Genomic DNA, 25,523 nt, shown 5'->3' with positions numbered 1-25,523 from the left:
CGATCCTCACCGTTCGGCATCAGCGGGAAGAGGACTACCACTGACCCCCCATGGCAGCACAGCGCCGCTACTGCTTCGCCCTTACCTCTTCCGTCCGCGACGTCCCCCGTCCGTCATGCGCGATCGCCACATGCGCCGACGCCACCGGAATATCCACTTCCACCGTCGTTCCTTCGCCGAGCGTCGTATCGATCCGCAGCGTGCCGCCGACGAGATACGCGCGCTCGCGCAGGCCGACCAGCCCGAACGATCCCGACTTGCGCGGCGCACCGGGATCGAAGCCCGCACCGTCGTCGCGAATCGTCAGCGCGATCGTCTCGTCACGGTAGACGAGCGCCACGGTCGCGCTCGACGCGGCCGCGTGCCGCGCGACGTTCGCGAGCGCTTCCTGCGCGATACGGAACACGGCCGTCGCATACGGTTCGTCGAGCAGCAATTCGCCCGGCTCGACGTGCAGCGCGCACGCGATGCCGTGACGGTGCTGGAAATCCTCCACGAGCCATTGCATCGCGGCCGCGAACCCGAGGTCGTCGAGCATCAGCGGACGCAGGTCGGACGCGATGCGCCGCGTGGCCGTCACCGCGCCGCGCGCGAGCGCATGCATCGCCGCGATCTTGCGCGCCAGCGGCGCGTCGTCCTGCGGCACGCGGTCGAGCAGCCATTCGAGATCGTTCTTCAGCGCCGCGAGCGTCTGCGCGAGTTCGTCGTGCAGTTCGCGCGCGATGCGGCGCTGTTCGGCCTCGCGTGCGCTCGCGCTGATCGCCGCGATCTCGCGCAGCTCCTCGCGCGACGCCTGCAGCGCCCGCTCCGCGCGCACGCGCTCCTCGACTTCGCGCCGCAGGTCGCGATTCGACGCGCTCAACTGCGCGGTGCGCGCCGCGACGCGCTGCTCGAGCCGTTCGTTCGCCTCGTTGAGCTGCGCGCTCTTCTGCACGACGAGCAGATGCTGATAGCGCGCGCCGGCCAGCGCGCGCACCGTCTGCGCATGCAGCCGGCCGTTCTCGAACAGCAGCGCGAACAGCACGACGCACGATGCGACGAGGCCGTAGGTCCGCCCGGCGTAGAAGCCCAGGTCGAAGCGACCGTGGTTCAGCATCGCCGACAGCGCGATGTCGAACAGCCAGGCGACGAGCACGATCATCACCCACAGATCGAGCACCGAATGACGACGCCGCAGCCGCCACATCAACACGAGCGCGGCGAGGTTCAGTGCCCAGACGATCGTGATCGCGTGCGTCATCGTCGACGCCATCCGGTTGCCCTGCATGATGCGCGGCAGCAGGTCGTGGCCGGCGGTCGCGAGCAGCGCGAGCGCGACGGTTGCGCCCGCGGCCGACGCGATGCAAAGCAGGATCGGAATCGCCGCGCGACGCTGCTCGAGCGACGGCGGTCGCGCGCGCGCCGCCGCGCGCAGCAGCACGTACGCGATGACCGTCAGCGGAAAGCCGCCGTGCCAGAACAGATAGAGCCACGCGGTGGTCTGTTCGCCCGCGCCGAGCAGGCCCGTCGGCGAGAACAATCCGGGAAAGGTCAGCATGTGCGTGCCGGCCATGAAGCCCGTGAACAGGTAGCCGCCCGCGAGCGCGAGCAGCGATTTCTCGCGCAGGATCGCGTACTGGCCGAGCAGCAGGCCGGCCGTCACCATGTCGTTGATCACGATCGCCGACTGGTACACGGGAATGAAGCCCAACACGCGCGCGAGCGGCACGCCCGCGAACGGCGCGAGGGCGGCGAAGATCACGGCCGACACGATCACCGTCGCGATCGCGAGCCGCCGCTCGCGCCGGTCGGGCGGCAGCGACGACATGAACAGGCGCGACGGATCCGACGCGTCGTCGTCGTCGGGGGCGGCGGAGCGGACGCGGAACGCGGGCATCATGCGTCGTCGACGCCGAGGTCGAGATCGTGGCGCATCGCGTAGCGCACCAGCGCGGCTTCGTGCGGCAGTTCCATCTTCTCGAGGATGCGGGTCTTGTAGGTGCTGACCGTCTTCGCGCTCAGCGTGAGTTCCGCCGCGATCCGCGTGACCGTCTGGCCCGCGACGATGCGGCGCATCACGTCGAGTTCGCGCGCGGACAGCCGCTCGTGCGGCAGCATGTCGGCCGGCGTGCGCAGCGTGCGCGCGAGGCTCTCGGCCGCCGACCGGCTCACGTACACGCCGCCCGCCGCGACCTTGGTGACGGCCTCGACGAGTTCGGCGGTCGCGCTGTCCTTCGTCAGGTAGCCGGTTGCGCCGGCCTTGAACGTGCGCGCCGCGTACTGCGCCTCCGCATGCATCGTCAGCACCAGCATGCGCAGCGACGGCGCATGCGTCCTGACCAGCCGGATCAGCTCGATACCGGTCGGCGCGGGCATCGACAGGTCGAGCAGCAGCACGTCGGCGGCGCGACGCTCGGCCAGCGCGAGCGTGGCCGCGCCGTCGCTCGCCTCGCCGACGATTTCGAAACCGCCGGCCGTTTCCAGGATGTGACGCAGTCCGTCCCGCATGACTGCGTGATCGTCAGCCAGCATTACCCTGATCATCTAGCGGTCCTCTTCGGGATGATGCCGCGGGCTGCTCCGCCGGTAGCCGCCGCGGCCGTTCTTCTGACCAATATATTCCGCCGAAACCAAAAATGGTGCACCTGCGGGAAATTTTTGAGATACGAGAGTGTCGAATCTGTCTTGAAGAGAAATAATCGGCGTGAAATGGCACAGGCGATAGGGCCAGATGGGGCGGGTATTCCCGAGGAATGGTCGCCGTCGGGCGGGCGGCATGCGTCGCGGACCGCCCTGATTCAGAGATAAACTGGTGCCTGATTGCACCGTCCCGACCCGAGGAGCCGCCACGATGATCGATCTCGCCGACATCCTGCCGTCCGCGTTGCCCGACGCCGTCGCGTGGGCTGACGCGCAGGCGGCCCACGGGCTCGCGCAGGGCGTGCCGCTGACGCCCGCGCAGGCCGACGACGCGCGCACCGTGGGCGTCGCCCGGCCGGAGCGGATCCGCGTCGTGGTCGCCGACCGGCTGCCGTTCCCGGACACGCCGGCGCTGGGCGCGATCGCGCGCGACACCGGCCTGTTGTCACCGGGGACGATCGGCCTCACGCTCGGCCATGCGGTGTTCGTGCTGCGCGGCCACGACACGCGACGCCTGCTCACGCACGAATTCCGCCATGTGCATCAGTACGAGGAAGCCGGGTCGATCGGCGCGTTTCTCGCGCGCTATCTGCACGAGATCGCGACCGTCGGCTACCACGACGCGCCGCTCGAGGCCGACGCGCGCCAGTACGAGTTCGACTGACACCGCCCGCCGGCGCGACCGCGCACACACGCCGATGAACCTTCACCACGCCACCGCCGGCCCGGTGCAGGCACGCCGCGCCGCCACGCCGCGCGGCCTGCGATGAGCGACACCATCCACGCATGGCTCGGTGCGATCGGCGCGCATCCGGCGCTCGTGCTGGCGATCGTGTTCGCCGCCGCCTGTGCCGAGGCGATCGCGCTGATCGGCACGGTCGTGCCGGCCGGTGCCGTGCTGTTCGCGGCCGGCACGCTGATCGGCGCGGGCGCGCTCGACGGCTGGACGGCGATCGGCGTCGCGGCCGCCGGCGCGATCCTCGGCGACGGGATCAGCTACGAGCTCGGACGCCGCTACCGCGGCGCGATTCGAAACGGGTGGGTCCGGCTGGGCTACGCGGATGCCTATGCGCGCGGCGAGCAGTTCGTGCTGCGCCACGGGACGAAGAGCATCGTGCTCGCGCGTTTCCTGGCGCCGGTGCGCGCGGTCGTGCCGGTCGTGGTCGGCTGCGCGACGCTGCCGCGCCGGTCGTTCTACCCGGTCAATGTCGTGTCGGCGCTGATCTGGGCGCCCGTGCACATCGTGCCGGGCATCCTGTTCGGCGCGTCGGCGGTGCTGGCCGCCGCGATCAGCGTGCGGGTCGCCGCGATCCTGCTGGTGATCGCCGCGCTGGTCGCGCTCGTGTGGATCGGCGTGCGCGTCGCGCTGCGGCGCGGCTGGCCGTTGCTGCGCCGCGCGGCCGGCGCGGCCGTGCATGCATGCGCGCGCCGCTGGCCGCGCGTCGGCGGCTGGCTGCACGACGCGATCGAGAAGGGGCGCCGCCTGCCGGGCGTGGTGCCCGTGTTCGCGCTGCTGTTCGTCGGCTGCGTGTGGCTGTTTGCCGGCATCGTGCAGGACGTCGTCGCGAACGATCCGCTGATGCACGCCGACATCACGGTGTATGCGTTCCTGCAGGACCTGCGCACGCCGCCGGTGGATGCCGCAATGCGCGCGCTCGCGGTGCTGCACGGACACGATACGGGGCTGATCGTCGCGGCCGCGTTCCTGGTCTGGCTGATGATCCATCGCTGCTGGGTGACGTCCGCGTGGTGGCTTGCGACGGTCGGCATCGCGGTCGTGCTCGTGCCGGCGTTCGGCACCGGCGTGCCCGGCATGACGCCCGCGAGCCTGCCGCCCGGCGCGCTGCACGTGCCGCTGCCCGACGCCGACGCGGCGTTCGCGATGCTCGCGAGCAGCGGCATCGGCTGGGTGATCACACGCGACCGGCCGGCGCTGTGGCGCATTCCGGTCGTGACGGCGGTCGTGTTGTGGATCGTGCTGGGCGGCTTTGCGCGGCTGTACGTCGGCGATACGTGGCTGTCGGGTCTGCTCGGCGGCTGGAGCCTCGGGCTCGCGTGGTTCGCGGTGCTGGCGGGCGCCTATGCGTACTGGCAGGTGCGCGAGCATGTGCAGCCGCGGGGCGCGCTCGTCGCGGTGCTCGTCGTGCTCGCGACGGCCGGCGTCTGGACCGTGCCCGCGCAATGGCAGCTCGATCGCGCGGCGCGTCCGCACGTGGGCGACGTCGTCGCGATGACCGTCGATCAATGGATGCGCGGCGGGTGGCCGCGCGTGCCGACGCGGCGCACCGAGATCGGCGGCGATCGCGAGGAATATCTGCCGTTGCAATGGTGCGCGACGTCGGACACGCTCGATCGCCATCTTTCGCTGGCCGGCTGGCAGCGCGCGACGCCGTGGTCGGCCGCCGCCGCGCTGCGTTGGCTGCTGCCGCAGGGGCCGGCCGATGCGCTGCCCGTGCTGCCGCGCTATACGCACGGCGAGAGTACGCGCCGCGTGTTCGTGCGTGTCGATCCGGCCCGTCCGGACAGCCGCCTCGTGCTGCGGCTGTGGCGTTATCCGTACGCGCTGCAGGATGCGCTCGGCACGCGGCCGCTGTGGTACGGCGCGCTGTATCGCGAGACGCTGCATCGGCCCGCGGGGCTGATGACGGTCGTGCGCACGACGACGATCGACGATGCGGCGACGATCGCGCAGGCGCTGCAGGTCGAGCCGACGCTTGCGCGGCCGCCGGCGGGGACGAGTGGGGCGCCGGCCGCGGTGCTGCTCGTGTGGATGGTGCAGCCTTGAAGCGTGTGCGCCGCGTTATGCGTGCGACGGTTGCGCGGGGACGACGGACAGGCGCAGGCCGACCGTCTTGAGCACCGCGAGCAGGGTTTTCAGCGTCGGGTTGCCGTTGGGTGACAGCGTGCGATACAGCGATTCGCGGCTGATGCCGGCGTCGGCCGCGACCGCGCCGAGCCCGCCATACGCTTCCGCGACCGTGCGCAGCGCGAGCAGCGCGGCCGCGCGGTTGTCGGGGTCGTCGAGCGATTCCATCGCGACGCGCAAATAGGCCACCGCGAGCTCGCGGTCCGCGCCGAGTTCGGCGACTTCCGCGTCGTGGTGCGATACCGCGCCTTTGAGCTTGTTCATGCTTGCCTCCGTTTCCAGTCCAGCCAGTGTTCCTTCGCATGCCTGATATCGTCGGACTGGCTGTGCTTGTCGCCGCCGTACAACAGCAGCACCAGCGCACTGCCGTACCGGCCGAAGTACACGCGATAGCCGGCACCGACGTGGATGCGCAGTTCGATCACACCTTCACCGACGGGCTCGCAATCGCCGAAATTTCCGGTCTGCACGCGACGCAGCCGCTCGCGAATCCGCGCCTGGGCGACCTTGTCGCGCACGGCGTTCAACCATTCGGTGAAAGGCTCGCGACCGTCGGCGCGCTGATAGCGAAGCAGTTCGAACTTGGAGAGCATTGTAGCTTATAAGTTACATGAAGGGTATGGATATCGACGTGATTGCGTTGTTGGCCTGATGAGGCGGATGACGTGAAACGCACGCGGGCCGACTGCCGAATCGAGACGAAGCAAGACGCGAAGACGCTGCGCGGGAATGCCTGCAGTGGCTTCGTGGCTCGGGGTGTCAGGCGGCGAGACCCGTTACCCGAACGAAAATCATTCTTTCATTCGGGGCGTGGGATGACGATTCGGCCGAACGGCTGATCTCGTCGGCGCGTACGGGAAACGCGCCGTGCGGGGGAGGGACTGCTCAAACGATCGGACCTCCGGTGCCGCCGCGTGACGCGACGGTCGACCCGGCGAGTCCGGCCTGCGTTACTGCTTCGCCGGCGCGGCCGTCGCGACCTTGTCGAGCGCGGCCGGGATGAACGTGTCGAGCTGCGCGGTCACCGATTCGTAGAAGTCGATCGGCTTGCCCCACGCGTCGGGTACGTCCTTGTGCACGCCGGTCGCGTATTCGGCAAGCGTGAAGACCTTGCCGGCGGCAGACGGATAGAGCGTGAGCACCTTCTCCTTGTGCTTGTCGGTCATCGTCAGGATCACGTCGGAGTGCTTGACGTCGTTCGCATTCAGTTGCACCGAACGATGCGCGGACGTGTCGATTCCGCGCCGCTTCATCAGGATCACACCGTTTTCCTCGGGCTTTTCGTCATACGGATCCTCGTCGACCGCGCGCGAGATCACGGCGATATGCGCGTGCCGTTGCGCGATCAGTTGTCCGGCGATCGCTTCGGCCATCACGCTGCGTCCGGTATTGCCCGTATCGACGAACGCGACCTTCTTCGGTTCCTCCGCGAATGCCGACGTCGCGCACTGGACGCCCAGGCAACAGAGCAGCGCAAGCGTCTTGAGGATGGGGCCTTTTTTCATTGGTGTCTCCGCCAGGGTGGGGTGGTCGTCGCCGCGGCACGACGCCGAGGCTGGCGGAGATCATGCCGGCCGCGCATGCCGGAAAAAAATAAACGGCCGGTTTTGGCAAGAAGGTGTCGCATTGTTGCAAGCGGGTCGATCGAGGCAGTCGCGCTCCGCAGCCTCGATCGCCGGCATCACCGGATCGTCACGTCGCGACCGCCGTCGCCGCCACCCGCCGCGCGGCAAATCCCGCCAGCGTCCGCAACGCGTCCCGCCCCGAGCGCAGATAGAACGCCTGCAGATGAAACACATGCCAGCGCGCGGCATGAATCTCCAGCCGGCACGGCACGCCGCAGGCGAGCGCATGCGACGCGAGTCGCTGCGCGTCCGACAGCAGCACTTCCTGGTCGCCAGCCTGCACCAGCATCGGCGGCAGTCCACGCAGGTCGGTGTCGAGCGGGCCGGGCGCTGCAGCCGAGCCCGCGCCGTGATACCAGCGCAGCCCTTGTTCGAGCCAGCCGCGACGGATCATCGGATCGTCGTGGCGGCGCGATGCGAGCGTGTCGCCGCCGAGCGTCGGGTCGGTCACGGGCGAGATCAGCAGCAGCGCGGCCGCGGCGGGTTCGCCGCGCTCGCGCAGCGCGATGGCGAGCGCCAGCGCGAGCGCGCCGCCGGCCGAATCGCCGGCAATCACGATCCGGTGCGGCGCGTAGCCTTGCGTGCGCAGTGCATCGTATGCGGCCAGCGCGTCGTCGAGCGCCGCCGGGCTCGGGTGCTCGGGCGCGAGCCGGTAGTCGGGCACCCACACCGGCAGGCCGGCTTCGGTCGCGAGCCGCGTCGTCACGCCGCGATGCGTATGCGGGCCGCCGAGACAGAACGCGCCGCCGTGCAGATAGAGGATCGCGCCGCCCGCCTCGCCGCGCTTCGGCGCGATCACTTCGACCGGCACGCCGGCGGCGGACGTCCGGTAGCGCAGCGTGTCGCCTGTGCCCGGCATCAGCGGCGACAGCAGCGCGACGACGCGGCGCTGCATGCGCGCGCCGAACGGCGGCCCGATCAGCGGCCGGAACGCGACGCGCAGAAAGCCGCGCAGCGACGCCGCGGCGAGTGCTTCCACGCGGCCGGCGGGCGGCGCGACGACGGCACCGTGCGTCGTCGTCGGGGTTGATGTGGGTGTCGCCGTGCCGGGCAACGGCTGCGTGAAGCGATACGCGGACAGCCCCGTGAAGCGCGTGATCCATCGATAGGTCAGCGTGAAGCCGGGCCAGTTCGTACTGTTGTGGCCCGACGCGTCGACGTACCAGCTCTTGCAGCCGCTCCACACTGAGCCTTCGAGCCGCTGCTGCACATGCGTGTTGTAGCGCCGGTAGCGGCGCGGATCGACGTCGATCGCGCACGCGCCGTCGCGCCGCATCGCGCGCACGCAGCGCATCACGTGCGCGATCTGGCTTTCGAGCATGTAGACGATCGAGTTGTGGCCGAGGTTGGTGTTCGGGCCATACAGCATGAAGAAGTTGGGGAAGCCCGGCACGGTGAGCCCGAGATACGCTTGCGCGCCGCGCCGCCAGGCGTCGTTCAGGTCGAGCCCGTCGCGGCCGGTGATGCGCATCGGCGACAGGAACGCGGTCGCCGCGAAACCGGTGCCGTAGACGATCGCGTCGACCGGATGGTGCACGCCGTCGTCGGTCTCGATGCCGGTCTCGGTCACGCGCCGGATGCGCTGCGTGACGAGCGCGACGTTGTCGCGGCCGATCGCGGCGAGGTAGTCGCTCGACAGCAGGATCCGCTTGCAGCCGATCGGATAGTCGGGCGTGAGCCGTTCGCGCAACGCCGGGTCGCGCACGTCGCGCGCGAGCAGCTTGCGGAACGGCCGGCCGACCGCGATGTCCATCAGCCCGTGCAGCCGCGTGAACGCAATCGCACGCGACTCGTAGCGCACGTAGATCGACGCGCGATGCAGCTTCATCGCCCACGGCAGCCGGCGGAACAGCGCCCGCTCCCACGGACGATAGGCGCGGTCGGGACGCGGCATCACGTAGGCCGGCGAGCGCTGGAACACGACGAGGCGCTCGACGTCGCCGGCGATCGCGGGCACGAACTGGATCGCCGACGCGCCGGTGCCGACCACCGCCACGCGCTTGCCCGCGAGCGGATAGTCGTGATCCCAGTGCGCGGAGTGGAAGGCGCGGCCGCGAAACGTGTCGATGCCGGGCAGGTCCGGCATCGCGGGGCGGCTCAACTGGCCGGTGCCGCTGACGAGCACGGCAGCGCTGAGCGTCGTGCCGTCGGCGAGCGTGACGTGCCACAGCGCACGGGCCTCGTCATACTGCGCGCGTTCGACGTTCGCGCCGAAGCGCAGGTAGCGTGCGAGGCCGTACTTGCGCGCGCAATGCTGCAGGTACGCATGGATTTCAGGCTGCGGCGCGAACACGCGCGACCAGTCCGGGTTGGGCTCGAACGAGAACGAGTACAGATGCGACGGCACGTCGCACGCGGCGCCCGGGTAGCGGTTGTCGCGCCACACGCCGCCGACGTCGTGCGAGCGCTCGACGATCACGAAGTCGTGAATGCCGGCGCGCTGCAGCGCGACGGCCATGCCGATGCCGGCGAAGCCGGCGCCGATGATGATCGCCGACAGCGGCGCGGCCGGTGCGGCGGGACGGGATGCTTCAGGCGACGACATGGCGGTTTTCCTCGGGCAGGATCGCATCGTGCGGCGCGCACGACGCGGGAACAGTGTCACGATGTGCCGGCACGGCGGCCGGTTCGCGTTCGGTGTCGGCCGCGGCGTGTAGCGGCACACGCCGCACGCCGCGGATCAGGTCGATGGCCTTCTCGGCGATCATGATCGTCGGCGCGTTGGTATTGCCGCCGATCAGCGTCGGCATGATCGACGCATCGACGATGCGCAGCCCCGCTACGCCATGCACGCGCAATTGCGGATCGACGACCGCGAACGCGTCGCGCCCCATCCGGCACGTGCCGACCGGGTGATACACGGTGTCGGTGCGCCGGCGCAGCACGTCGCGGATCTCGTCGTCGGTCGTCACGTTCGCGGTGAACAGGTCGCGCGTGATCCATTCGGCGAGTGCCGGCGCCTCCATCAGCCGGCGCGTGATGCGGAAGCCGGCGACCATGTCGTCGAGATCGCGCGGATCGTCGAAGAACGCGGGGTCGATGCGCGGCGCGGCGAGCGGATCGGCGCTGTGCAGCGTGACCGAGCCGCGGCTGCGCGGCCGCAGCAGGCACACGTGGCACGACAGTCCGTGGCCGGCGTGCAGCCGGCGCGCATGATCGTCGACGAGCGCGACGACGAAGTGCAGCTGGATGTCGGGTGCATCGAGGTCGGCTCGCGTCTTGAGGAAGCCGCCGCCTTCCGCGAAATTCGACGTCAGCATCCCGCGCCGCTCGCGGCGAAAGTGCGCGAACTCGCGCAGCATGCGCAGCCCGCCGCGCGCGGACACGCCCATCGTGTCGACGCTGCGCGCGCGGTAGCCGAGGATGAAGTCCGGATGATCCTGCAGGTTGCGGCCGACGCCGGGCAGGTCGGCCCGCACCGGGATGCCGAGCCCCTGCAGTTCGCGGGCCGGACCGACGCCCGACAGCATCAGCAACTGCGGCGTCTGCAACGCGCCGGCCGCGAGTACGACTTCGCGCCGTGCGCGCAGCGTGCGAACCTCGCCGCGCTGCCGTACCTCGACCCCCGTCGCGCGCGTGCCGTCGAACAGGATGCGCAGCACCTGCGCGTGTGTCTCGACCGTCAGGTTGTCGCGGCGGCCGACGTGCGGCAGCAGGTACGCGCGCGCCGCGCTCCACCGCTCGCCGTGCTTCTGCGTGACCTGATAGAGGCCGACGCCTTCCTGCCGCGCGCCGTTGAAGTCGTCGGTGAGCGGCAGGCCGGCCTGTCGCGCCGCTTCCAGGTAGCGCGCATGGAACGGGTTGCCGGTGCGCAGGTCGCTGACCCACAGCGGGCCGTCGCGGCCGTGAAAGGCGTCGTCGAAGCGCTCGTTGTGCTCGCTCAGGCGGAAGTAAGGCAGCACGTCGTCGTAGGACCAGCCTTCGTTGCCGAGCGCGGCCCAGCCGTCGTAATCGACGCGATGGCCGCGAACGTAGACCATCGCGTTGATCGCGGACGAGCCACCGAGCGCCTTGCCGCGCGGCTGATAGCCGATGCGCCCGCCGAGCCCCGGCTGCGGCACCGTGTCGAATGCCCAGTTGTTCATGCGGGTCGGCAGCATCGCGACCGCGCCGGTCGGCACGTTGACGAGCGCGTTGTCGCCGCGGCCACCGGCCTCGAGCACGCAGACGGTGACGGCCGGGTCCTCGGTGAGGCGCCCCGCGACGACGCAGCCGCCCGATCCGCCGCCGACGACGATGTAGTCGAAAGTCTTGCTCATGAAATCGTCTCCCGATGGTCGATGGGTCAAGCGATGCGCGTGAGCACGCGCAGCAGCAGGTCGAAGGTTTTGCCGTACGGCGGGTGGAACAGCGCGGTGCCGCTGCGACGCGCCTGGTGGAACACGGGCTTGTGATGGCTGAACGTGTCGAAGCCCCATTTGCCGTGATACGCACCGATGCCGCTCGGGCCGACGCCGCCGAACGGCTGGTGTTCCTGTGCGAGATGCCACAGGCAGTCGTTTACCGTGACGCCACCCGACACCGTTTCGCGCAGCACGCGATCGCGGCGCGCGGCGTCGCGGCCGAACCAGTACAGCGCGAGCGGGCGCGGCCCGCGGTTCACGCGCTCGATCGCTTCGTCGAGATCCGCGTATTCGACGATCGGCAGCACGGGGCCAAAGATCTCCTCGCGCATTACGCGCATCGTGTCGCGCGCGCCGAGCACGAGCGTCGGCGCGAACTTGCGCGAGCCGGCGGGGAAGCGTTCGCCGGCCGGATTGACTTCGAGCACGCGTGCGTCGCCTGCGCGCGCATCGTCGACCAGGGCCGCCAGACGGTCGCGGTGGCGCGCGCCGATGATCGCCGTGTAGTCGGGGTTGGCGAGGAGGGTCGGGTAGCGGCGCGCGATCGCGTCCGACAGGCGCGCGGCAACGATCGGTGCGGTGCCCGCCGGCACCAGCAGATAGTCGGGCGCGATGCAGGTCTGGCCGGCATTGAGCAGCTTGCCGAACGCGATGCGCCCGGCCGCGTGTGCGACGTCGCACGACGGATCGAGGATCGCCGGCGACTTGCCGCCGAGCTCGAGCGTGACGGGCGTGAGGTTCGCGGCCGCAGCTTGCGCGACGTCGCGGCCGACCGCGGTCGAGCCGGTGAAGAACAGATGATCGAACGGCAAGCGCGCGAACGCCTTCGCCGTGTCGACGTCGCCGGTGACGACCCGCAGCTCGTCGGCATCGAACGCGTCGGCGACGAGCGTCTCGAGCAGCGCCGACAGCTGCGGTGTCAGTTCCGACGGCTTGACCAGCACGCGGTTGCCGGCAGCGAGCGCCGCAACCGCGGGCCCGATCGCGAGTTGCAGCGGATAGTTCCACGGGGCCATCACGCCGACGACGCCGCGCGGTTGCGGCGCGATCCGGTTGTAGCCGGGCCGGAAGTGCGCGGCGGTCGGCACGCGGCGTTCGCGCATCCAGTGCCGCAGATGCGCGCGTGCATGGCGCAGGCCGCTTCGAACCACGAATAGTTCGGCGAGCCGCGTTTCGTGCGCGGAGCGTCCGCCGAAATCGGCGTCGATCGCACGCACGAGCGCGGCTTCGTGCGTATCGAGCAGCGCGCACAGGCGATCGAGCCGCGACAGGCGGATCGCGAGCGGCGGGGCGGGATCGCGGGCACATGCCTCGCGCTGGTGTTCGAAGCGGGCGGCGAGGTCGGGTGGGCGACTCGGTCGCATGGTGTCTCCTCCGGGGGCGTTGACGTCGTTCGGGCGACGACTGATGACGCCGATGGTGCGGGCCGCATGGGAAAACACCAATGCTGCTTCGGGACAATTGTTTTAGTATTTGGGCCAAATCGGCGCTTCGAGGGTTTCTCCGCATGAGCTTCTGGGACTTCACCCGGAGTCCGGCCAGCGCGCGGCTGCTGGTCGATTTCGGCGACGAACGCGGCGTGCCGCGCGCGAAGTTGCTGGCCGGTACAGGGCTCGCGGACGCGCAGCTCGACGATCCGAACGTCGAGGTGACGGCCGCGCAGGAACTGCGGCTGACCGGCAACCTGCTGCGCGCGCTCGGGCGCGCGCCGGGCCTCGGGTTCGAAGTCGGGCAGCGCTATCACTTCTCCGCGTACGGCGTGTGGGGCTACGGGCTGATCGCGAGCGCGACCGCGCGCGACGCGCTGGCGCTCGCGATGCGCTTCCTGCCGCTCACGTATGCGTTCACGGTGATCACGTACCGCGAGGAACTGCAGACGGGCGTGCTCAATTTCGGCGCGCCGGAGCTTGATGCCGACCTGAGCCGGTTCCTCGTCGAACGCGACATGGCGGCTGCGGCCGTGCTGCTGCAGGAAATCGGCGGCGGCGATTTCGCGTTGTCGCGCTTCACGATGCAGGCCGCGAGCGCGGCGAGCGCAGCCGCGTTCGCACCCGCAGCGCGCATCGCGGGCGTCGAACCTGCGTTCGGCGCCCGCGCGAACAGCCTCGCATTCGACCGTGCGTTTCTCGACCGGCCGCTGCCGCATGCGAACCCGCTGACGGTCTCGATGTGCGAGCAGATGTGCAGCCAGCTGGTCGAAACGCGGCGCGCGCGGCTCGGCACGTCGGAGATGGTGCGGCAATATCTGACGGCGACGCCCGGCAACGTGCCGTTCTCGCTCGAGGACATGGCGCGGCTGATGAACACGAGCCCGCGCACGCTGAAGCGCCGGCTGCAGGAAGAAGGCACGACGTTCAGGGTGTTGCTCGCGCAGGCGCGCGGCGCGATGGCCGAGACGCTGCTCGGCGATGCGCACCTGTCGCTAACCGAAGTGGCCGAGCGGCTCGGCTTCAGCGACCTGTCGAGTTTCTCGCAGGCGTTCAAGCGCTGGTATGGTGTGCCGCCCGGCACGTATCGCAGCGGCCTGCTGCGCGACGGCGGCTCGCCCTGACGCAGTGTCGCGCCACGCGCGCATTCCCCAACCCCTTCACGAGAGGACCCGCATGATCACGCTTCGCCCGATGACCGAAGACGACTTCCCCCGCTTCTGGCCCACGTACCACGCGATCGTCGCCGCGCAGGAGACCTACGCATTCGATCCGGCGCCCACGCGTGAAGCCGCCCGCGCGCTGTGGCTCGATGCGCCGCTTTGCACGTGGGTTGCCGAAGAGGATGGCGTGCTGCTCGGCTCGTACTTCCTGAAGGCGAACGCGGCCGGCCCCGGCAATCACGTGTGCAACTGCGGTTACATGGTCAGCGAGGCCGCGCGCGGCAAGGGCGTCGCGCGCCTGATGTGCGAGCACTCGCAGCAGGTGGCGCGCGAACGCGGCTTCCTCGCGATGCAGTTCAATTCGGTGGTCGCGACGAACGAGGTGGCGGTCGCGCTGTGGCAGAAGCTCGGCTTCGAGATCGTCGGCCGCCTGCCGCGCGCGTATCGTCACGCGCGGCTCGGCTTCGTCGACTGCTTCGTGATGTTCAAGTGGCTCGGCGACGCGGCGGCCGCCGACGCCTGATGCCAAGGTCAGACGGCGAACGCGCCGTCGAACACGATCCGCTCGTCGAACGCGAGCGTGCCGCGCGCGAAGATCAGGTCGAGGTGGTGACTGCCGTTCGCGCCGCCACCGAGGCCGAGATGCAGGCCCGGATGGCGTTCCTCGAAGCCGGCGTTGCGGCCGTATAGCCCGCGGATGCCCAAGTTCGTGCCGATGCCGAATTCCTCGATGCGCCGGTGATTGTCGTGCCGGTCGAGGTACGACGCGAAGTCGCGCCGGAAGCCCGTGTCGTCGCTGTCGAAATCGACGATCAGGCTGTCTTCGACATGCAGCGTCGCGAGCCGCTCCGTCACGCGGTACTTGATCGCGAACGGCACGGTGCCGAGGAACGTGCCGCTGAACACGATCGAGCCGTGCAGGTCGGTGACGTGCGTCGCGATCTCGCCGGGCACGACGTCGAGATTGCCCATCCCGTCCACGCTCGTCCATTTCTGGTCCGGCGCAAGCGAGCCGGTCAGCGTGTTGCCGGCTTCGTCGATGAAATGGATCTGCGATGCGCGCGCGGCCGCTTCGATCAGCCGGCCGTTGCGCGCGGCGATGTCGTCGAGCGATTCGGCGAACGCCTCGTCGAGATGCGGGCCGTAATCCTTGAACAGCACCGACTTGCTCCAGTGCCTGACGATCGCGGGACGGATCGCGGCCAGGAACGGCGGGCCGCTCGGCGACGGCGTCGGCAGGCACGACGAGTCGTACAGCAGCACGAATAGGTCCGCGTGCGTGAGCGCGGCGGCGATGTCGGCGGGCGGGGTGGTGTCGAGGCAGAGGATCGTCGCGTCGAGCGAGTCGGGCAGGGCGGAAAACGCACGCAACGCGGTGTCGCGGTTGCGGCTGTCGCAGCCGACCAGCAGTTTGCCCGTCTCGCCGCGTGCGAGCTTGTCGCGCAGCGCCGGGTGATACCCCAGCGCACGGTGCAGGTTCAGCATGCGTGTCTCCGGAGGCGGCGGAAGGGCCGCGGCCCTTCCGCGGGAACGGGCTGGCCGCTCAGACCGGCCAGAGCGCGGTGCCGAACGGCACCACGGCATCCTCGACCATCATCTCGACGGCCTCGGGGTGCGTGTCTTCCTGCATCCAGTCAAGCAATTCGATCTGCCGGGTTTCCTGCATGTCAATTCTCCTGTGGTGAACATGAGCGATTCAACATGAAAGCGCGGTAACGGGATTACCGCGGCTCATCCGATGTTTTTTGAATACCGGACGAGTGGCGTCGATATTAGTCTGATGATTTGGTGAATGCAATGCGTGGCGAGGTTTTTAGCCGCGGCGTGCTAAACATGCGGGTTCGCTACATTTCGCGCGGTGAAGGCGTATGAATCCAATCGCAAAACCCGAGGATTTTTTTCGAATATCGGGGCCGCGATCGATTGATTGATTCATTCAAGCGATTTTTTGAATCGCGAGTTCAATCGTGTCGATCATTTCGATTTCCGCCATTCACGAACAATGCGCGCGGTTATCGTGGACGCGAACCGGCTTCAGCGGTTTTCTGGCACCATCTGACGACCTCGCGCGCGGGCCGCAGCCGCGCGCCTGCCGCCGTCCCGGCGGCACGATGCGAACCACGATGGAGACACCGCGATGCGCGCAACGCCGCAACCGGAGCACGCCGGGCCAGCACGACAGGACGCCGGCGCCACCGAACCCGACCGCATGACCGCGTGGCGGCTCGCGATCTGCCTGTCGCTCGGCAGCGCGATCGCGCTCGGTCTCGCGCGCTTCTCGTACGCACTGCTGCTGCCGCCGATGAAGGCCGATCTCGGCTGGACCTTCGCGCAGGCAGGCGCCTTGAACACGGCCAACGCGGCCGGCTACCTGATCGGTGCGCTCGTCTTTCCGTTGCTGTCCCGCCGCTGGCGCACCGGCACGCTGCTGGCGGCCGGCTGCGCGCTGACCGCGGCGCTGATGGCCGCATGCGGGCTCACGTCCGGCATGAACGCGCTGCTCGTCGAGCGGCTCGCGACCGGCGTCGGCAGCGCGCTGATCTTCATCAGCGGCGGCGTGCTGGCCGCGCGGCTCGCGTCCGCAGCGCCGCGCGACGCGGGGCTGCTGCTCGGGCTCTATTACGGCGGCACCGGGTGGGGCATCGTCGCGTCGTCGCTGCTCGTGCCCGCCACGCTCGTGCAGCGCGCGCACGGCTGGCAACCGGCATGGTTCGCGCTCGCGTTCGCATGCGTGCTGTTCTCGGCGATCGCCGTGTCGGCGGCGCGTCGCATCGAGCATGCGCACGCGGCACCGGCCGCGCGGCGTGGCGGTGCCGCGCCGGCGGCGACCGCGAGCCCCGCGCGCTTCGCACTCGCGCTCGCCGGCTACGGCCTGTTCGGCGTCGGCTACATCGGCTACATGACGTTCATCGTCGCGCTGCTGCGCGGCGCGGGAATGAGCGGGACGGTCGTGTCCGCGTTCTACGTGATGCTCGGCGTCGCGACCGTCGTGTCGGCGCGGCTGTGGTCGGGGCTGCTCGACCGGATGCATGGCGGCCAGGCGCTGGCCGTGCTCAACGCATTGCTCGGCGTGGCGACGCTGATGCCGGCGCTGTTCGTGCATCCGGCGGCCGCGTTCGCGTCGGGCGTGCTGTTCGGCGCGACGTTCCTGTCGGCGGTCGCGTCGACGACCGCGTTCGTGCGCCACAACCTGCCGCCGGAAGGCTGGGCGAAGGGCATCAGCGCGTTCACGACGATCTTCGCGTTCGGGCAGATCGCCGGGCCGGTCGCGATCGGCTGGGTGTCCGACAGCGCGGGGCTTGCGCGCGGGCTCGTCTATTCGGCGCTGACGCTGTTCGCGGGCGCGGCCCTCGCGGCCGGACAGCGTGCATTGAGGGCGTCGGCGTAGCCGATCGGGCCTGCAACGACCGGCGAGCGCGACAACGTGAGTGCGACCGTTACCGTTCCCGTTACCGCACGCAGGCCGTGCGCGACACGCGATGAAACGCGCGGCTGAAGTAGATGAGGCTGTCGCCGTCGTTGCGCACGCGAATCGACGTCGCCTCGATGAACATCACCGAATGCGAGCCGACTTCCTTCATCTCGGCGATCCTGCCCTGCAGGCTCGCGAGCGCATCGCGCAGCACGGGGACGTCCTGCTCGCCGCGATCCCACACCGGCAATTCGAAGCGGCGTTCCATCGGCAGCTCGGTCATCCCCGCGAAATGGCGCGCGAGCAGTTCGTGCTCGGCCGGCAGCACGTTGATGCAGACCTGACGATTGCGCTCGAAGATCGCATGCATCGCGCTCGACCGGTTCAGGCACACGAGCAGCGTCGGCGGCGCGTCGGTGACGGAGCAGACGGCGCTCGCGGTGATGCCGCAGCGGCCGTGCGGCCCCGCGGTGGTGATCACGTTGACGGCCGCGCCGAGGTGGGCCATTGCCTGCCGGAAGGCCTGTTGCGCGTCGGTGGGGGCGGCGCGTGCCGGTTGCGGGGTATCGGTCGTTGCGGACATGGGCGCTCCTGGGTGAATGAGGGCGGCGAACGTGCGCATTGTCGATGCGGCAGCGGATCGTCGATGATGAACCAAGCGTACGTCGCGAAAAAGCCGGCGAACATTCGCACGATTGACGATGAAGATGGCGTTCCCGCCAACGCATCTAAAGGTTCTACCTAGATGCGCGATACGACGCGCGAAAAAAAGTGCGATCGGGCGTTCGAGCGGTACGTAAAGGGGTATTCAGCGCATTTTCGGCTCGTTATGATGTGCCGCACACCCCCGACGAACGACGCTTGCCTCACCCGCGGCGCGTGCGATACCGATACCGATATCTTGCGAGACAACCCGATGACGTCACCCGCTCCGATCGTATACATCGTCGACGACGACAGCGGCATGCGGACCTCGCTCGCGTGGTTGCTCGAATCGGTCGGCATCGCGTCCGAGGGATTCGCGAATGCCGCCGATTTTCTCGCGCGCTTCGACGTGAACCTGCCCGCGTGCCTGGTGCTCGACGTGCGAATGCCGGAGAAAAGCGGATTCGACGTGCAGGCGGAACTGAACGCGCGCGGCGCGACGCTGCCGGTGATCTTCGTCAGCGGACACGGCGACATTCCGATGTCGGTGCGCGCGCTGCAGAACGGCGCGATCGACTTCGTCGAGAAGCCGTACAACTCGCAGCAGATGCTCGAGCGCGTGCAACGCGCGCTGCGGCTCGCGCAGCAGCGGCACGCGGTCGGCCAGCGTCACCGCGAGCTGCGCCAGCGGCTCGATGCGCTGACCGCGCGCGAGAAGGAGGTGCTGCGCGGTGTCGTCGACGGCAAGGGCAGCAAGCAGATCGCGTCGGACCTGTCGATCAGCGTGAAGACCGTCGACGTGCATCGCGCGAGCATCAAGGAGAAGCTCGGCGCGACGTCGATCGCCGCGCTGGTGCGCGACGTGATGGTCGTGTGGGGCGACGACGGGGAGTCGTCGCGCTAGCAGATTGCACCGCACGCTCGACGCATGCCGCCGCTCAACGCATGTACAACCCGCCGTTGATGTCCCAGCACGCGCCGTTCGCGAAATGCGCGTCGCCCGACGCGAGCAGCACGGCCGCATCGGCGACGAAGCCGGCCGACCCGAGCTTGCCGCCCGGCAGGCTCGCGAGCACCTGCCGCAGCTTGTCCGGCGCGACGCTCTCGTACACGATCGGCAGGTCGAGCGGCCCCGGCGAGATCGCGTTGACGGTCACGCCTTGCGCGGCGAGGTCGCGCGCGAACACCTTGGTCAGCGTCAGCGTGCCGCCTTTCGCGGCCGCGTAGTGCGCGCCCGTCGCCGAGCCGCCGTTCTGCCCGGCGAGCGACGCGATGTTGACGATGCGGCCCGCACCGCGCGTCGCGAAATACTGGCCGAACACCTGGCAGCCGAACAGGACGCTGCGCAGGTTCACGTCGATCACCTGGTCGAACTGCTCGGCCGTGATCTCCATCGCGGGCACGACCTTCGATGCGCCGGCATTGTTGACGAGCACGTCGATCGCGCCCCAGCGCGCGACGAGCGCGTCGCGCGCGGCTTCGAAATCGCGTTTCGACGTGACGTCGAGCGGCAGCGCGACTGCGCGTGCGCTGCTCGCGTCGAGGTCGCGCGCATGCGCGTGAATGGCGTCGACGGCGATGTCGGCCAGCGCGACGCGATAGCCGGCCGCATGAAAGCGTTCGGCGATGACGGTGCCAAGCCCGCGCGCGGCGCCGGTGACGAGGACGACTCGGTCTGACATGGTGCGTGATTCCGTTGGTTCGCGGATCGTGGCCACAGCCGCGCCCGCATCGTGGTTCATGCGGCGAGCGCCGCTTCGAAGTGCGCGGCGACCGCGCACACGTGTTCGTCCGCGCCCTTGCGTCCGACGATCTGCAGCCCGGCCTTCAGCGGCGTTCCCGCGAGCGGCAGCGGCAGGCTGAGCGCCGGATGGCCGCTCAGGTTGAACGGCCGGATCAGCGACGACATTGCGATGACCGATACGCCGTCGCGTGCCTGCCGAAGCGTGATCGGCAGCGCGGGCAAGGTCGGCAGAACCAGCACCTCCGCGCGCTCGAGCGCGGCATCGACCTGCGCCGTGAAGCGCGCACGCACGGCTTCCGCTTGCGCGAGCGCGGCGGGGGGCGTCGTCGCGGCCGAGCGCAGCCGCGCATCGAGATCCGCGCCGAGCTTGCCGGTTTCGACGAGATGACCGAATGCACGCGACGTTTCCGCGTTGATGACGGCAAGCCCCGCGGCGAACGCATCCTGCATCGCATCGAGCACGACGTCGTGCGTACGCAGGCCCGACGCGCCAATCGCCGCGTCGAGCGCGGCCGCGATGGCCGGCTCGGCCTCAACGATCACGCGTGCGACCGTGCAGCCGGCAACGGGTGCCGCCGCGCGTGCCCGGTCGAAGCCCGGCGCGATGGCGGCCATCACGGCCGCAAGCGTGCGGATGTCGCGCGCGAACGGCCCGACACAGTCGAGTGTGGTGACGTCCGGCGCGACGCCGTGCCGCGACACGCGGCCGAACGTCGGCTTGAGCCCGGCCACGCCGCAGCAGGCGGCCGGCCCGCGGATCGAGCCGCCGGTATCGGTGCCGAGCGCGGCGTCGACGGCGCCGAGCCCGACGAGCGATGCCGACCCGCTCGACGAGCCGCCCGGGATGCGCGTCGGATCCTGCGGATTGACCGGCGTGCCCGTGTAGTCGTTGATGCCGGTCATGCCGAACGCGAGCTCGTGCATGTTCGCCTTGCCGGCGATCTGCCAGCCGGCGTCGAGCAGCAGGCGGACCACGTCCGCGTGCTGCGCGGCAGGCGCTGCGTCGGCAAGCGCGCGGCTGCCCGCGCGGGTCGGATGGCCGGCGATGTCGATCGTGTCCTTGATCGCGATCGTCGGGCCCGGGCCGCCCAGCGTGAAGGTGTCGATGAAGCCTGTCATGGTCGATGGCGTGCGAGTGCGGTGAAGGGTTCAGGCGTGCGGCGCGGCGGCGAGCGGCCACGGGCCGTCGAGCACGCGCTCGGTGCGGAAATGGCGGATCAGCCAGGTCGCGCTGTCGGGGGCCGGCGCGAAATCGATGGTCAGCCGCGCGGCGATCAGCTCGGCCGTGCCGTCCGCGTAGCGCGACGCCTGCAGCATGATCCAGCGGCCGCGCGCGCTTGCATGGTCGGCGCCGACGTCGATCGACTCCGACGTCAGGAAGTGCAGGTTCGCCGAGAAATGCGATTCGGGCGGCAGATAGCGGCGCAGCATCGCGACGATCGCGTCCGTGCCTTCGAGGCGGCCGAACTTGCGCGCGTACTGCGGGCCGATGCCTTCCCACACCGCGTCGGCCGTGAATAGCGCGGCGAGCGCCGGCCCGTCGCCGGCATCCTCCGGCACGTCGCACAGCGCCATGTAGCGCGTGATCGTCGCGCGTACCGCGCGTTCGGCGTCGAGCATCGCCACGCGCCGCGCGAGCGCGTCGAGCGCTTTGACGGCTTCGCGTGCGTCGGGCGCTTCGCGTGCGTCGGGCGCTTCGAGCGCTTCGAGCGCGCGCGTCGAATCGGGTCCGGTCATCGCGCGCCTCACGCCGCGGGCTTCGCGGCCGGCGGCACGGTCAGCGCACGGCCGACCCGCGCCTCGATCTTGCCGTAGCGCCACAGGTTGTATTCGCCGACGGGCGTCGTGCGATACAGGTTGCATACCGCGACCGTCGTGTCGAAGTCGGCGACGTCGGCCATGATGTAGAACGTCCACGGCGCGCCGTCGGCCTGGCCGACGACGAGGCGATCGTCATCCATCACGCCGAGCACGCGCACGCCGGGCATCGCCTCGACGGCGGCGAGCATCGCGCCGTACGCTTGCCACACTTCGCCGATCTTCTCGCGCGGCAGGTCGAAGAAGTTTTGCGACACGCCGCAGCAGAACAGCACGCGCAGCGGCAGCGGATTCGAATCGGACATGAAAGGTTCTCCTGAACAATGCGTTGTGCGGCGTCGAAGCGAATCGACGCGGATTACAGATAGCCGGGAAACGGCGTGACGCCGGTGAACACCGCACCCGCGCCGTCGAAGTTGCCTTCGCCGAGAAACGCGTGCTGCGTGACGACCATCGCGTCGCGCAGCAGGCGCTGCAGCGGATGCGTGCGATAGATCGCGGCCGTGCCGCCGAGGCGGTACGCGCGCTCGACGACGCTCGCGCCTTCGCGGGCGATATGCGTGGCCGCGAGCCGCAGCAGGCTGACCTGCTCGGGCGTGACCGGGTTGCCGGCCAGGATCGACTGCCAGACCGAGTCGGTCGCGTCGTAGAAGAACGCGCGCGCCGAGCGCAGCTGCGCTTCTGCCTTCGCGAGCTCGATGCGGAAATACGCGCGATCGGCGAGGCGCGGGGCGCCGGTGGTCGTCTGGCGGCCACCCGACATCCGGTTCGCGACGTCGAGCGCCGCGCGGGCCAGCCCGAGGTTGACCACGGCGAGCACCTGCGCCGCATACGCGACGGTCGGATAGCGGTACAGCGGCTCGTCGACGGTCGGCTCGCCGCCGCGCACGAAGGTCCACGCGTCGGGCACGAAGCGGTCGTCCACGCGCAGGTCGTGGCTGCCGGTGCCTTGCATGCCGACCACGCTCCAGTTCTCGACGATCTCGACGTCGGCGGCACGGAACACGGCCGTGCGCGGCTTGTTCGGCGCGGCGTCCTGCGCGCCGGGCACCGCGATGCCGACGCCGAGCCAGTCGGCGCCCTTGCAGCCGCTCGCGAATTTCCACGTGCCGTTCACGCGCCAGCCGCCGGGTGCCGCCTGCGCCGGCTGGACCGGGAACAGCCCGCCCGCGAATACCTGGTCGGGGCCGCCCGCGTACAGCTCGGCCTGCGTGGCGAGCGGCAGCGCGGCGAGATAGACATTGGCCGAGCCGAAGCTCGCGACCCAGGCGGCCGACCCGTCGGCGGTCGCGATCCGCTCGATCATGTCGAGGAACGCGGTGGGCGCGAGCGCATCGCCGCCGAAGCGGCGCGGCGTGCCCGCGCGATAGATGCCGGCCTCCTTGAACAGCGCGATCACGTCGCGCGGCACGTGCGACAGGCGGTCGAATTCGTCGCGGCGCGCGGCGACGGTCTCGATCACCGCGTCGAGCGGCGACACCCGCGCGGCCGCTTCGCGGACCGCATGCGGCGAGGGGGACGCGGCGTCGATGGCGAGGGCGGCGTTGGGCATGAGTGGCTCCTGGGAATGGGGTTCGAAAGACGATGCAATCAGTCTAGAAACGCCGAAAACACGCAGCAATTGGTGCGTAAGGCCGCGCGACTGGTGTGGCTCCGTGCCGGACTAAAGAAATCTTCAGATGCGGGCCGTGCACGCCGGTGCTATGTTGGACATCCGGCCGCGCGACGCCGCGCGCCTTCAACCGAATCCGCTCATGAGCTTCCCCGACGAAGACGATTTCCACCGGCTGCTCGACGCATTGACGACCTGCGTGCTGCTGCACGACGCGCAGACCAAGGCGATCGTGTGGGCGAACCGCGCCGCGTGCATCGCGCTCGGCTTTTCCGTCGAGGAGCTGCTGCCGCTGAAGGCGCCTGACATGACGCGTCCCGAACCGAAATACCGGCGCGAGATCGGCGTGGGCGCGATGGATCGCGCGATTGCCGAAGGGCGGCCGCAGGTGTACGAGTGGTGCTATCGGTCGCGCACCGGCGTCGACATGCTGTCGGAGGCGATCGCGACGCACGTGCCGCTGCGCGGGCGCGACGTCGTGATGGTGCAGTTCCGCGACATCAGCGCGGAGGAGGCGATCCGTCAGCAGCTGCGCCGCTACGAGGCGCGGCTGCGCGAATTCATGCAGGACCTCGACGAAGGCATCGCGGTCGTGACGCCGAACGGCGGCGCGCAGTTCATCAGCGAGTCGGGGCGCCGCGTGCTCGGGCTCGCGCCCGACGAAGCGCTCGGCGGCGTGCTCGACTACTGCACCGCGGCCGATCGCGACCGGCTCGTCGCGCAGCTGCGCGATGCGCCGTCGACGTGCCCGTCCGAGCCGCAGCGCTACCGCTTCGTGCGGCGCGACGGCTCGGCGTGCTGGCTGCGCATCACGTGCCGGCAAGTCGAGATCGAAGGCGACCTCGACGGCTTGCTCGTGCATTTCCGCGACGTCAGCGACGAGGTCGCGATCGAGGAGGCGCGCCGCGCCGAAGCGCGCATGCTCGAATACGCGGGCCGCTACAACGCGATGGGCGAGATGGCGACGGTGATCGCGCACGAGCTGAGCCAGCCGCTCGCGGCCGTGCGCAACTTCATCGAGGGTGCGGTGCAGCGGCTGAACACGCGCGGCGCCGTCGACGATGCGATCTGGGGGCTGCGCAGCGCGGACCGGCAGGCCGAGCATGCGGCGCTGATCATCAAGAGCGTGCGCGAGTTCATCGTGAAGCGCGAGCCGGTCGTCGCGCTCGCCGACCTGCGCGAGATCCTCGCCGACGTCGCGTATTTCATCGAGCTGCGTGCGAAGGAAGCGGGCGTGACGGTCGCGATCGTGCAGGCCGACAAGCCGCTGCCGATTCGCTGCGAGCGTGTGCTGATCGGGCAGGTGATCCTGAATCTGGCCTTCAACGCGATCGAGGCGTTCGCCGGCTGCGCGCGCGCGCCGTGCACGCTGACGCTCGGCACCGCCGACGTCGGCGGCCACGCGGAGCTGCGGGCGATCGACAACGGGCCCGGTATCGCCGAAGGGGCGCACGACCGGCTGTTCGACGGTTTCTCGTCGTCGAAGGCCGGCGGCAACGGGATCGGGCTGTCGCTGTGCAAGAGCATCGTCACGCGTCATGGCGGGCGCATCGGCGCGAGCCCGGCCGAAGGCGGCGGGCTCGACTGTCGCGTGACGCTGCCGCTTGTCGGTACGCAGGCGTAACCGGTGCGTCGCGGCGCAAGCGTAACGGGCGCCATGCACGTTGCGCGCATCACTCGTATCACGCACATCGCGCACATCGCGACCGGCCAGCGACGCGCGGCACACGATCAGCGCCCCAGCGCCCGCGCGGTTTGACCACCGATCCCGAAGTCGGTGTTCGGGATGTCCTTGATGATCACGCGCGTCGCCTGCAACGGCGCATCGAGCACGTTCGCGCCGGCGTCCGACAGCGCCGCGATCAACGCGCGTTTCTGCTCGTCGGTGCGGCCGGCGATCAGGATCGCGACGATCACCGGCAGCGACGGCGGTGCGCCATCGGCGGCCGTGCGGCCGCCAAGGCCGATGTGCGTGGCGGGCAATTCGGTGAGCAGGACGCGCACCGATTCGAGCGGTGCGCCGATCGCGTCGACGGTCGCGCCGCTGAGCCGCGCGATCAGCTCGGCCTTGCGCGCGTCGTCGTGGCCGGCCGGCAGAAAAACTTCGAGTGTGGGCATGGTCGTCCGGAAAGGTGAAGGTGGCCGGCTCACCGTTGCGCTGGCGACGGCGAACCGGTGGCCGCTTGCAGCAGGAAGCCGATCTCGCTGCGCGCATCGGTCGAGCCGATCAGGTGGACGACCGTTTCCGC

At 69.8% G+C, this 25,523-nt stretch carries 24 protein-coding genes; 7 read left to right on the top strand and 17 right to left on the bottom strand.

What is annotated here, in order from left to right; translation table 11 throughout:
- Nucleotides 1–67: 67 nt before the first annotated feature.
- Nucleotides 68–1,879, bottom strand: a complete 1,812-nt coding sequence (locus tag DIE12_RS19480; RefSeq protein WP_185640968.1) for a sensor histidine kinase — start codon at nucleotides 1,877–1,879, stop codon at nucleotides 68–70.
- On the bottom strand, nucleotides 1,876–2,523 hold the full coding sequence (locus DIE12_RS19475) for a response regulator transcription factor (RefSeq protein WP_044845374.1): 648 nt from the start codon (nucleotides 2,521–2,523) through the stop codon (nucleotides 1,876–1,878). Before DIE12_RS19475 ends, DIE12_RS19480 begins: the two co-directional genes overlap by 4 nt.
- Nucleotides 2,524–2,830: 307 nt before the next feature.
- Between DIE12_RS19475 and DIE12_RS19470 the strand changes: the two genes are divergently transcribed.
- Together DIE12_RS19470 and DIE12_RS19465 are read left to right on the top strand one after the other, a co-directional pair.
- Nucleotides 2,831–3,283: a hypothetical protein gene (locus DIE12_RS19470; protein ID WP_124520380.1), complete on the top strand. Its 453-nt coding sequence runs from the start codon at nucleotides 2,831–2,833 to the stop codon at nucleotides 3,281–3,283.
- A gap of 102 nt (nucleotides 3,284–3,385) precedes the next feature.
- Complete coding sequence (locus tag DIE12_RS19465) at nucleotides 3,386–5,404, top strand: VTT domain-containing protein (protein WP_124520379.1); 2,019 nt, start codon at nucleotides 3,386–3,388, stop codon at nucleotides 5,402–5,404.
- A 15-nt stretch (nucleotides 5,405–5,419) separates the two neighbouring features.
- On the opposite strand, the gene DIE12_RS19460 is transcribed toward DIE12_RS19465, so the two are convergent.
- From DIE12_RS19460 to DIE12_RS19435, 6 genes are all read right to left on the bottom strand, one after another.
- Nucleotides 5,420–5,749, bottom strand: coding sequence for an addiction module antidote protein (locus DIE12_RS19460; protein WP_044845371.1), 330 nt, complete (start codon nucleotides 5,747–5,749; stop codon nucleotides 5,420–5,422).
- Nucleotides 5,746–6,078, bottom strand: a complete 333-nt coding sequence (locus DIE12_RS19455; RefSeq protein WP_044845370.1) for a type II toxin-antitoxin system RelE/ParE family toxin — start codon at nucleotides 6,076–6,078, stop codon at nucleotides 5,746–5,748. Before DIE12_RS19455 ends, DIE12_RS19460 begins: the two co-directional genes overlap by 4 nt.
- A gap of 357 nt (nucleotides 6,079–6,435) precedes the next feature.
- A complete protein-coding gene (locus tag DIE12_RS19450) occupies nucleotides 6,436–6,990 on the bottom strand; it encodes a protein tyrosine phosphatase (protein WP_124487679.1) in 555 nt (184 codons plus the stop codon).
- Between the two features lie 187 nt (nucleotides 6,991–7,177).
- Nucleotides 7,178–9,655 carry an alpha/beta hydrolase fold domain-containing protein gene (locus tag DIE12_RS19445; RefSeq protein ID WP_124520378.1) on the bottom strand — a complete coding sequence of 826 codons (2,478 nt, stop codon included), beginning with the start codon at nucleotides 9,653–9,655 and terminating at the stop codon, nucleotides 7,178–7,180.
- The gene (locus DIE12_RS19440; protein WP_124520377.1) at nucleotides 9,642–11,369 is read right to left on the bottom strand and encodes a GMC family oxidoreductase; all 1,728 of its coding nucleotides are present in this window, start codon (nucleotides 11,367–11,369) and stop codon (nucleotides 9,642–9,644) included. Before DIE12_RS19440 ends, DIE12_RS19445 begins: the two co-directional genes overlap by 14 nt.
- Before the next feature lie 26 nt (nucleotides 11,370–11,395).
- A complete protein-coding gene (locus DIE12_RS19435; protein ID WP_124487676.1) occupies nucleotides 11,396–12,817 on the bottom strand; it encodes a coniferyl aldehyde dehydrogenase in 1,422 nt (473 codons plus the stop codon).
- A gap of 143 nt (nucleotides 12,818–12,960) precedes the next feature.
- On the opposite strand from DIE12_RS19435, the gene DIE12_RS19430 reads away from it, so the two are divergent.
- The gene (locus DIE12_RS19430; RefSeq protein WP_124520376.1) at nucleotides 12,961–14,004 is read left to right on the top strand and encodes an AraC family transcriptional regulator; all 1,044 of its coding nucleotides are present in this window, start codon (nucleotides 12,961–12,963) and stop codon (nucleotides 14,002–14,004) included.
- A gap of 52 nt (nucleotides 14,005–14,056) precedes the next feature.
- Nucleotides 14,057–14,566 (top strand): GNAT family N-acetyltransferase, encoded by a 510-nt coding sequence (locus DIE12_RS19425; protein WP_044845369.1) that lies wholly within the window; start codon nucleotides 14,057–14,059, stop codon nucleotides 14,564–14,566.
- 8 nt (nucleotides 14,567–14,574) lie between these two features.
- Here DIE12_RS19425 and DIE12_RS19420 read toward each other — a convergent pair whose 3' ends face one another.
- Together DIE12_RS19420 and DIE12_RS38665 are read right to left on the bottom strand one after the other, a co-directional pair.
- Entirely contained in the window at nucleotides 14,575–15,528 is a 954-nt protein-coding gene (locus DIE12_RS19420; RefSeq protein ID WP_124520375.1) for a leucyl aminopeptidase, read from the bottom strand.
- A gap of 58 nt (nucleotides 15,529–15,586) precedes the next feature.
- A complete protein-coding gene (locus tag DIE12_RS38665) occupies nucleotides 15,587–15,709 on the bottom strand; it encodes a hypothetical protein (protein ID WP_257770953.1) in 123 nt (40 codons plus the stop codon).
- 471 nt (nucleotides 15,710–16,180) lie between these two features.
- Here DIE12_RS38665 and DIE12_RS19415 point away from each other — a divergent pair, with 471 nt between their 5' ends.
- A complete protein-coding gene (locus tag DIE12_RS19415; protein WP_124520374.1) occupies nucleotides 16,181–17,431 on the top strand; it encodes a YbfB/YjiJ family MFS transporter in 1,251 nt (416 codons plus the stop codon).
- A gap of 61 nt (nucleotides 17,432–17,492) precedes the next feature.
- Here the strand turns inward: DIE12_RS19415 and hpaC are convergent, their stop codons facing one another.
- Nucleotides 17,493–18,038 carry a 4-hydroxyphenylacetate 3-monooxygenase, reductase component gene (gene hpaC, locus DIE12_RS19410; RefSeq protein WP_124520373.1) on the bottom strand — a complete coding sequence of 182 codons (546 nt, stop codon included), beginning with the start codon at nucleotides 18,036–18,038 and terminating at the stop codon, nucleotides 17,493–17,495.
- 333 nt (nucleotides 18,039–18,371) lie between these two features.
- Between hpaC and DIE12_RS19405 the strand changes: the two genes are divergently transcribed.
- Nucleotides 18,372–19,004, top strand: a complete 633-nt coding sequence (locus tag DIE12_RS19405) for a response regulator transcription factor (RefSeq protein WP_044845365.1) — start codon at nucleotides 18,372–18,374, stop codon at nucleotides 19,002–19,004.
- 34 nt (nucleotides 19,005–19,038) lie between these two features.
- Here DIE12_RS19405 and DIE12_RS19400 read toward each other — a convergent pair whose 3' ends face one another.
- From DIE12_RS19400 to DIE12_RS19380, 5 genes are all read right to left on the bottom strand, one after another.
- Nucleotides 19,039–19,782 (bottom strand): SDR family NAD(P)-dependent oxidoreductase, encoded by a 744-nt coding sequence (locus DIE12_RS19400; RefSeq protein WP_124520372.1) that lies wholly within the window; start codon nucleotides 19,780–19,782, stop codon nucleotides 19,039–19,041.
- Nucleotides 19,783–19,838: 56 nt separating this feature from the next.
- Complete coding sequence (locus tag DIE12_RS19395) at nucleotides 19,839–20,963, bottom strand: amidase (protein WP_124520371.1); 1,125 nt, start codon at nucleotides 20,961–20,963, stop codon at nucleotides 19,839–19,841.
- Between the two features lie 30 nt (nucleotides 20,964–20,993).
- The gene (locus DIE12_RS19390; protein ID WP_124520412.1) at nucleotides 20,994–21,464 is read right to left on the bottom strand and encodes a nuclear transport factor 2 family protein; all 471 of its coding nucleotides are present in this window, start codon (nucleotides 21,462–21,464) and stop codon (nucleotides 20,994–20,996) included.
- Nucleotides 21,465–21,589: 125 nt separating this feature from the next.
- Nucleotides 21,590–21,967: a hypothetical protein gene (locus DIE12_RS19385; protein ID WP_011356094.1), complete on the bottom strand. Its 378-nt coding sequence runs from the start codon at nucleotides 21,965–21,967 to the stop codon at nucleotides 21,590–21,592.
- Between the two features lie 53 nt (nucleotides 21,968–22,020).
- A complete protein-coding gene (locus DIE12_RS19380; RefSeq protein WP_124520370.1) occupies nucleotides 22,021–23,214 on the bottom strand; it encodes an acyl-CoA dehydrogenase family protein in 1,194 nt (397 codons plus the stop codon).
- Nucleotides 23,215–23,341: 127 nt separating this feature from the next.
- Here DIE12_RS19380 and DIE12_RS19375 point away from each other — a divergent pair, with 127 nt between their 5' ends.
- Nucleotides 23,342–24,898, top strand: coding sequence for an ATP-binding protein (locus DIE12_RS19375; protein WP_124520369.1), 1,557 nt, complete (start codon nucleotides 23,342–23,344; stop codon nucleotides 24,896–24,898).
- 107 nt (nucleotides 24,899–25,005) lie between these two features.
- Here the strand turns inward: DIE12_RS19375 and DIE12_RS19370 are convergent, their stop codons facing one another.
- Nucleotides 25,006–25,392: a 2-hydroxymuconate tautomerase family protein gene (locus DIE12_RS19370; RefSeq protein WP_044845361.1), complete on the bottom strand. Its 387-nt coding sequence runs from the start codon at nucleotides 25,390–25,392 to the stop codon at nucleotides 25,006–25,008.
- Between the last annotated feature and the right edge of the window lie 131 nt (nucleotides 25,393–25,523).

Source organism: Burkholderia sp. Bp9015, from assembly GCF_003853505.1.
Taxonomy (GTDB): domain Bacteria; phylum Pseudomonadota; class Gammaproteobacteria; order Burkholderiales; family Burkholderiaceae; genus Burkholderia.
This window is presented reverse-complemented; position numbering and strand designations above follow the sequence as displayed.

Coding starts and splice junctions, on each gene's coding strand:
- DIE12_RS19445 (WP_124520378.1), bottom strand. CDS start 9,655: ATGTCGTCGCCTGAAGCATCCCGTCCCGCCGCACCGGCCGCGCCGCTG.
- DIE12_RS19405 (WP_044845365.1), top strand. CDS start 18,372: ATGACGTCACCCGCTCCGATCGTATACATCGTCGACGACGACAGCGGC.
- DIE12_RS19470 (WP_124520380.1), top strand. CDS start 2,831: ATGATCGATCTCGCCGACATCCTGCCGTCCGCGTTGCCCGACGCCGTC.
- DIE12_RS19465 (WP_124520379.1), top strand. CDS start 3,386: ATGAGCGACACCATCCACGCATGGCTCGGTGCGATCGGCGCGCATCCG.
- DIE12_RS19435 (WP_124487676.1), bottom strand. CDS start 12,817: ATGCGACCGAGTCGCCCACCCGACCTCGCCGCCCGCTTCGAACACCAG.
- DIE12_RS19450 (WP_124487679.1), bottom strand. CDS start 6,990: ATGAAAAAAGGCCCCATCCTCAAGACGCTTGCGCTGCTCTGTTGCCTG.
- DIE12_RS38665 (WP_257770953.1), bottom strand. CDS start 15,709: ATGCAGGAAACCCGGCAGATCGAATTGCTTGACTGGATGCAGGAAGAC.
- DIE12_RS19455 (WP_044845370.1), bottom strand. CDS start 6,078: ATGCTCTCCAAGTTCGAACTGCTTCGCTATCAGCGCGCCGACGGTCGC.
- hpaC (WP_124520373.1), bottom strand. CDS start 18,038: ATGTCCGCAACGACCGATACCCCGCAACCGGCACGCGCCGCCCCCACC.
- DIE12_RS19380 (WP_124520370.1), bottom strand. CDS start 23,214: ATGCCCAACGCCGCCCTCGCCATCGACGCCGCGTCCCCCTCGCCGCAT.
- DIE12_RS19480 (WP_185640968.1), bottom strand. CDS start 1,879: ATGATGCCCGCGTTCCGCGTCCGCTCCGCCGCCCCCGACGACGACGAC.
- DIE12_RS19385 (WP_011356094.1), bottom strand. CDS start 21,967: ATGTCCGATTCGAATCCGCTGCCGCTGCGCGTGCTGTTCTGCTGCGGC.
- DIE12_RS19390 (WP_124520412.1), bottom strand. CDS start 21,464: ATGCTCGACGCCGAACGCGCGGTACGCGCGACGATCACGCGCTACATG.
- DIE12_RS19370 (WP_044845361.1), bottom strand. CDS start 25,392: ATGCCCACACTCGAAGTTTTTCTGCCGGCCGGCCACGACGACGCGCGC.
- DIE12_RS19420 (WP_124520375.1), bottom strand. CDS start 15,528: ATGCTGAACCTGCACCGTGCGCTGGGGTATCACCCGGCGCTGCGCGAC.
- DIE12_RS19375 (WP_124520369.1), top strand. CDS start 23,342: ATGCGGGCCGTGCACGCCGGTGCTATGTTGGACATCCGGCCGCGCGAC.
- DIE12_RS19475 (WP_044845374.1), bottom strand. CDS start 2,523: ATGATCAGGGTAATGCTGGCTGACGATCACGCAGTCATGCGGGACGGA.
- DIE12_RS19425 (WP_044845369.1), top strand. CDS start 14,057: ATGATCACGCTTCGCCCGATGACCGAAGACGACTTCCCCCGCTTCTGG.
- DIE12_RS19400 (WP_124520372.1), bottom strand. CDS start 19,782: ATGTCAGACCGAGTCGTCCTCGTCACCGGCGCCGCGCGCGGGCTTGGC.
- DIE12_RS19430 (WP_124520376.1), top strand. CDS start 12,961: ATGAGCTTCTGGGACTTCACCCGGAGTCCGGCCAGCGCGCGGCTGCTG.
- DIE12_RS19440 (WP_124520377.1), bottom strand. CDS start 11,369: ATGAGCAAGACTTTCGACTACATCGTCGTCGGCGGCGGATCGGGCGGC.
- DIE12_RS19460 (WP_044845371.1), bottom strand. CDS start 5,749: ATGAACAAGCTCAAAGGCGCGGTATCGCACCACGACGCGGAAGTCGCC.
- DIE12_RS19395 (WP_124520371.1), bottom strand. CDS start 20,963: ATGACAGGCTTCATCGACACCTTCACGCTGGGCGGCCCGGGCCCGACG.
- DIE12_RS19415 (WP_124520374.1), top strand. CDS start 16,181: ATGCGCGCAACGCCGCAACCGGAGCACGCCGGGCCAGCACGACAGGAC.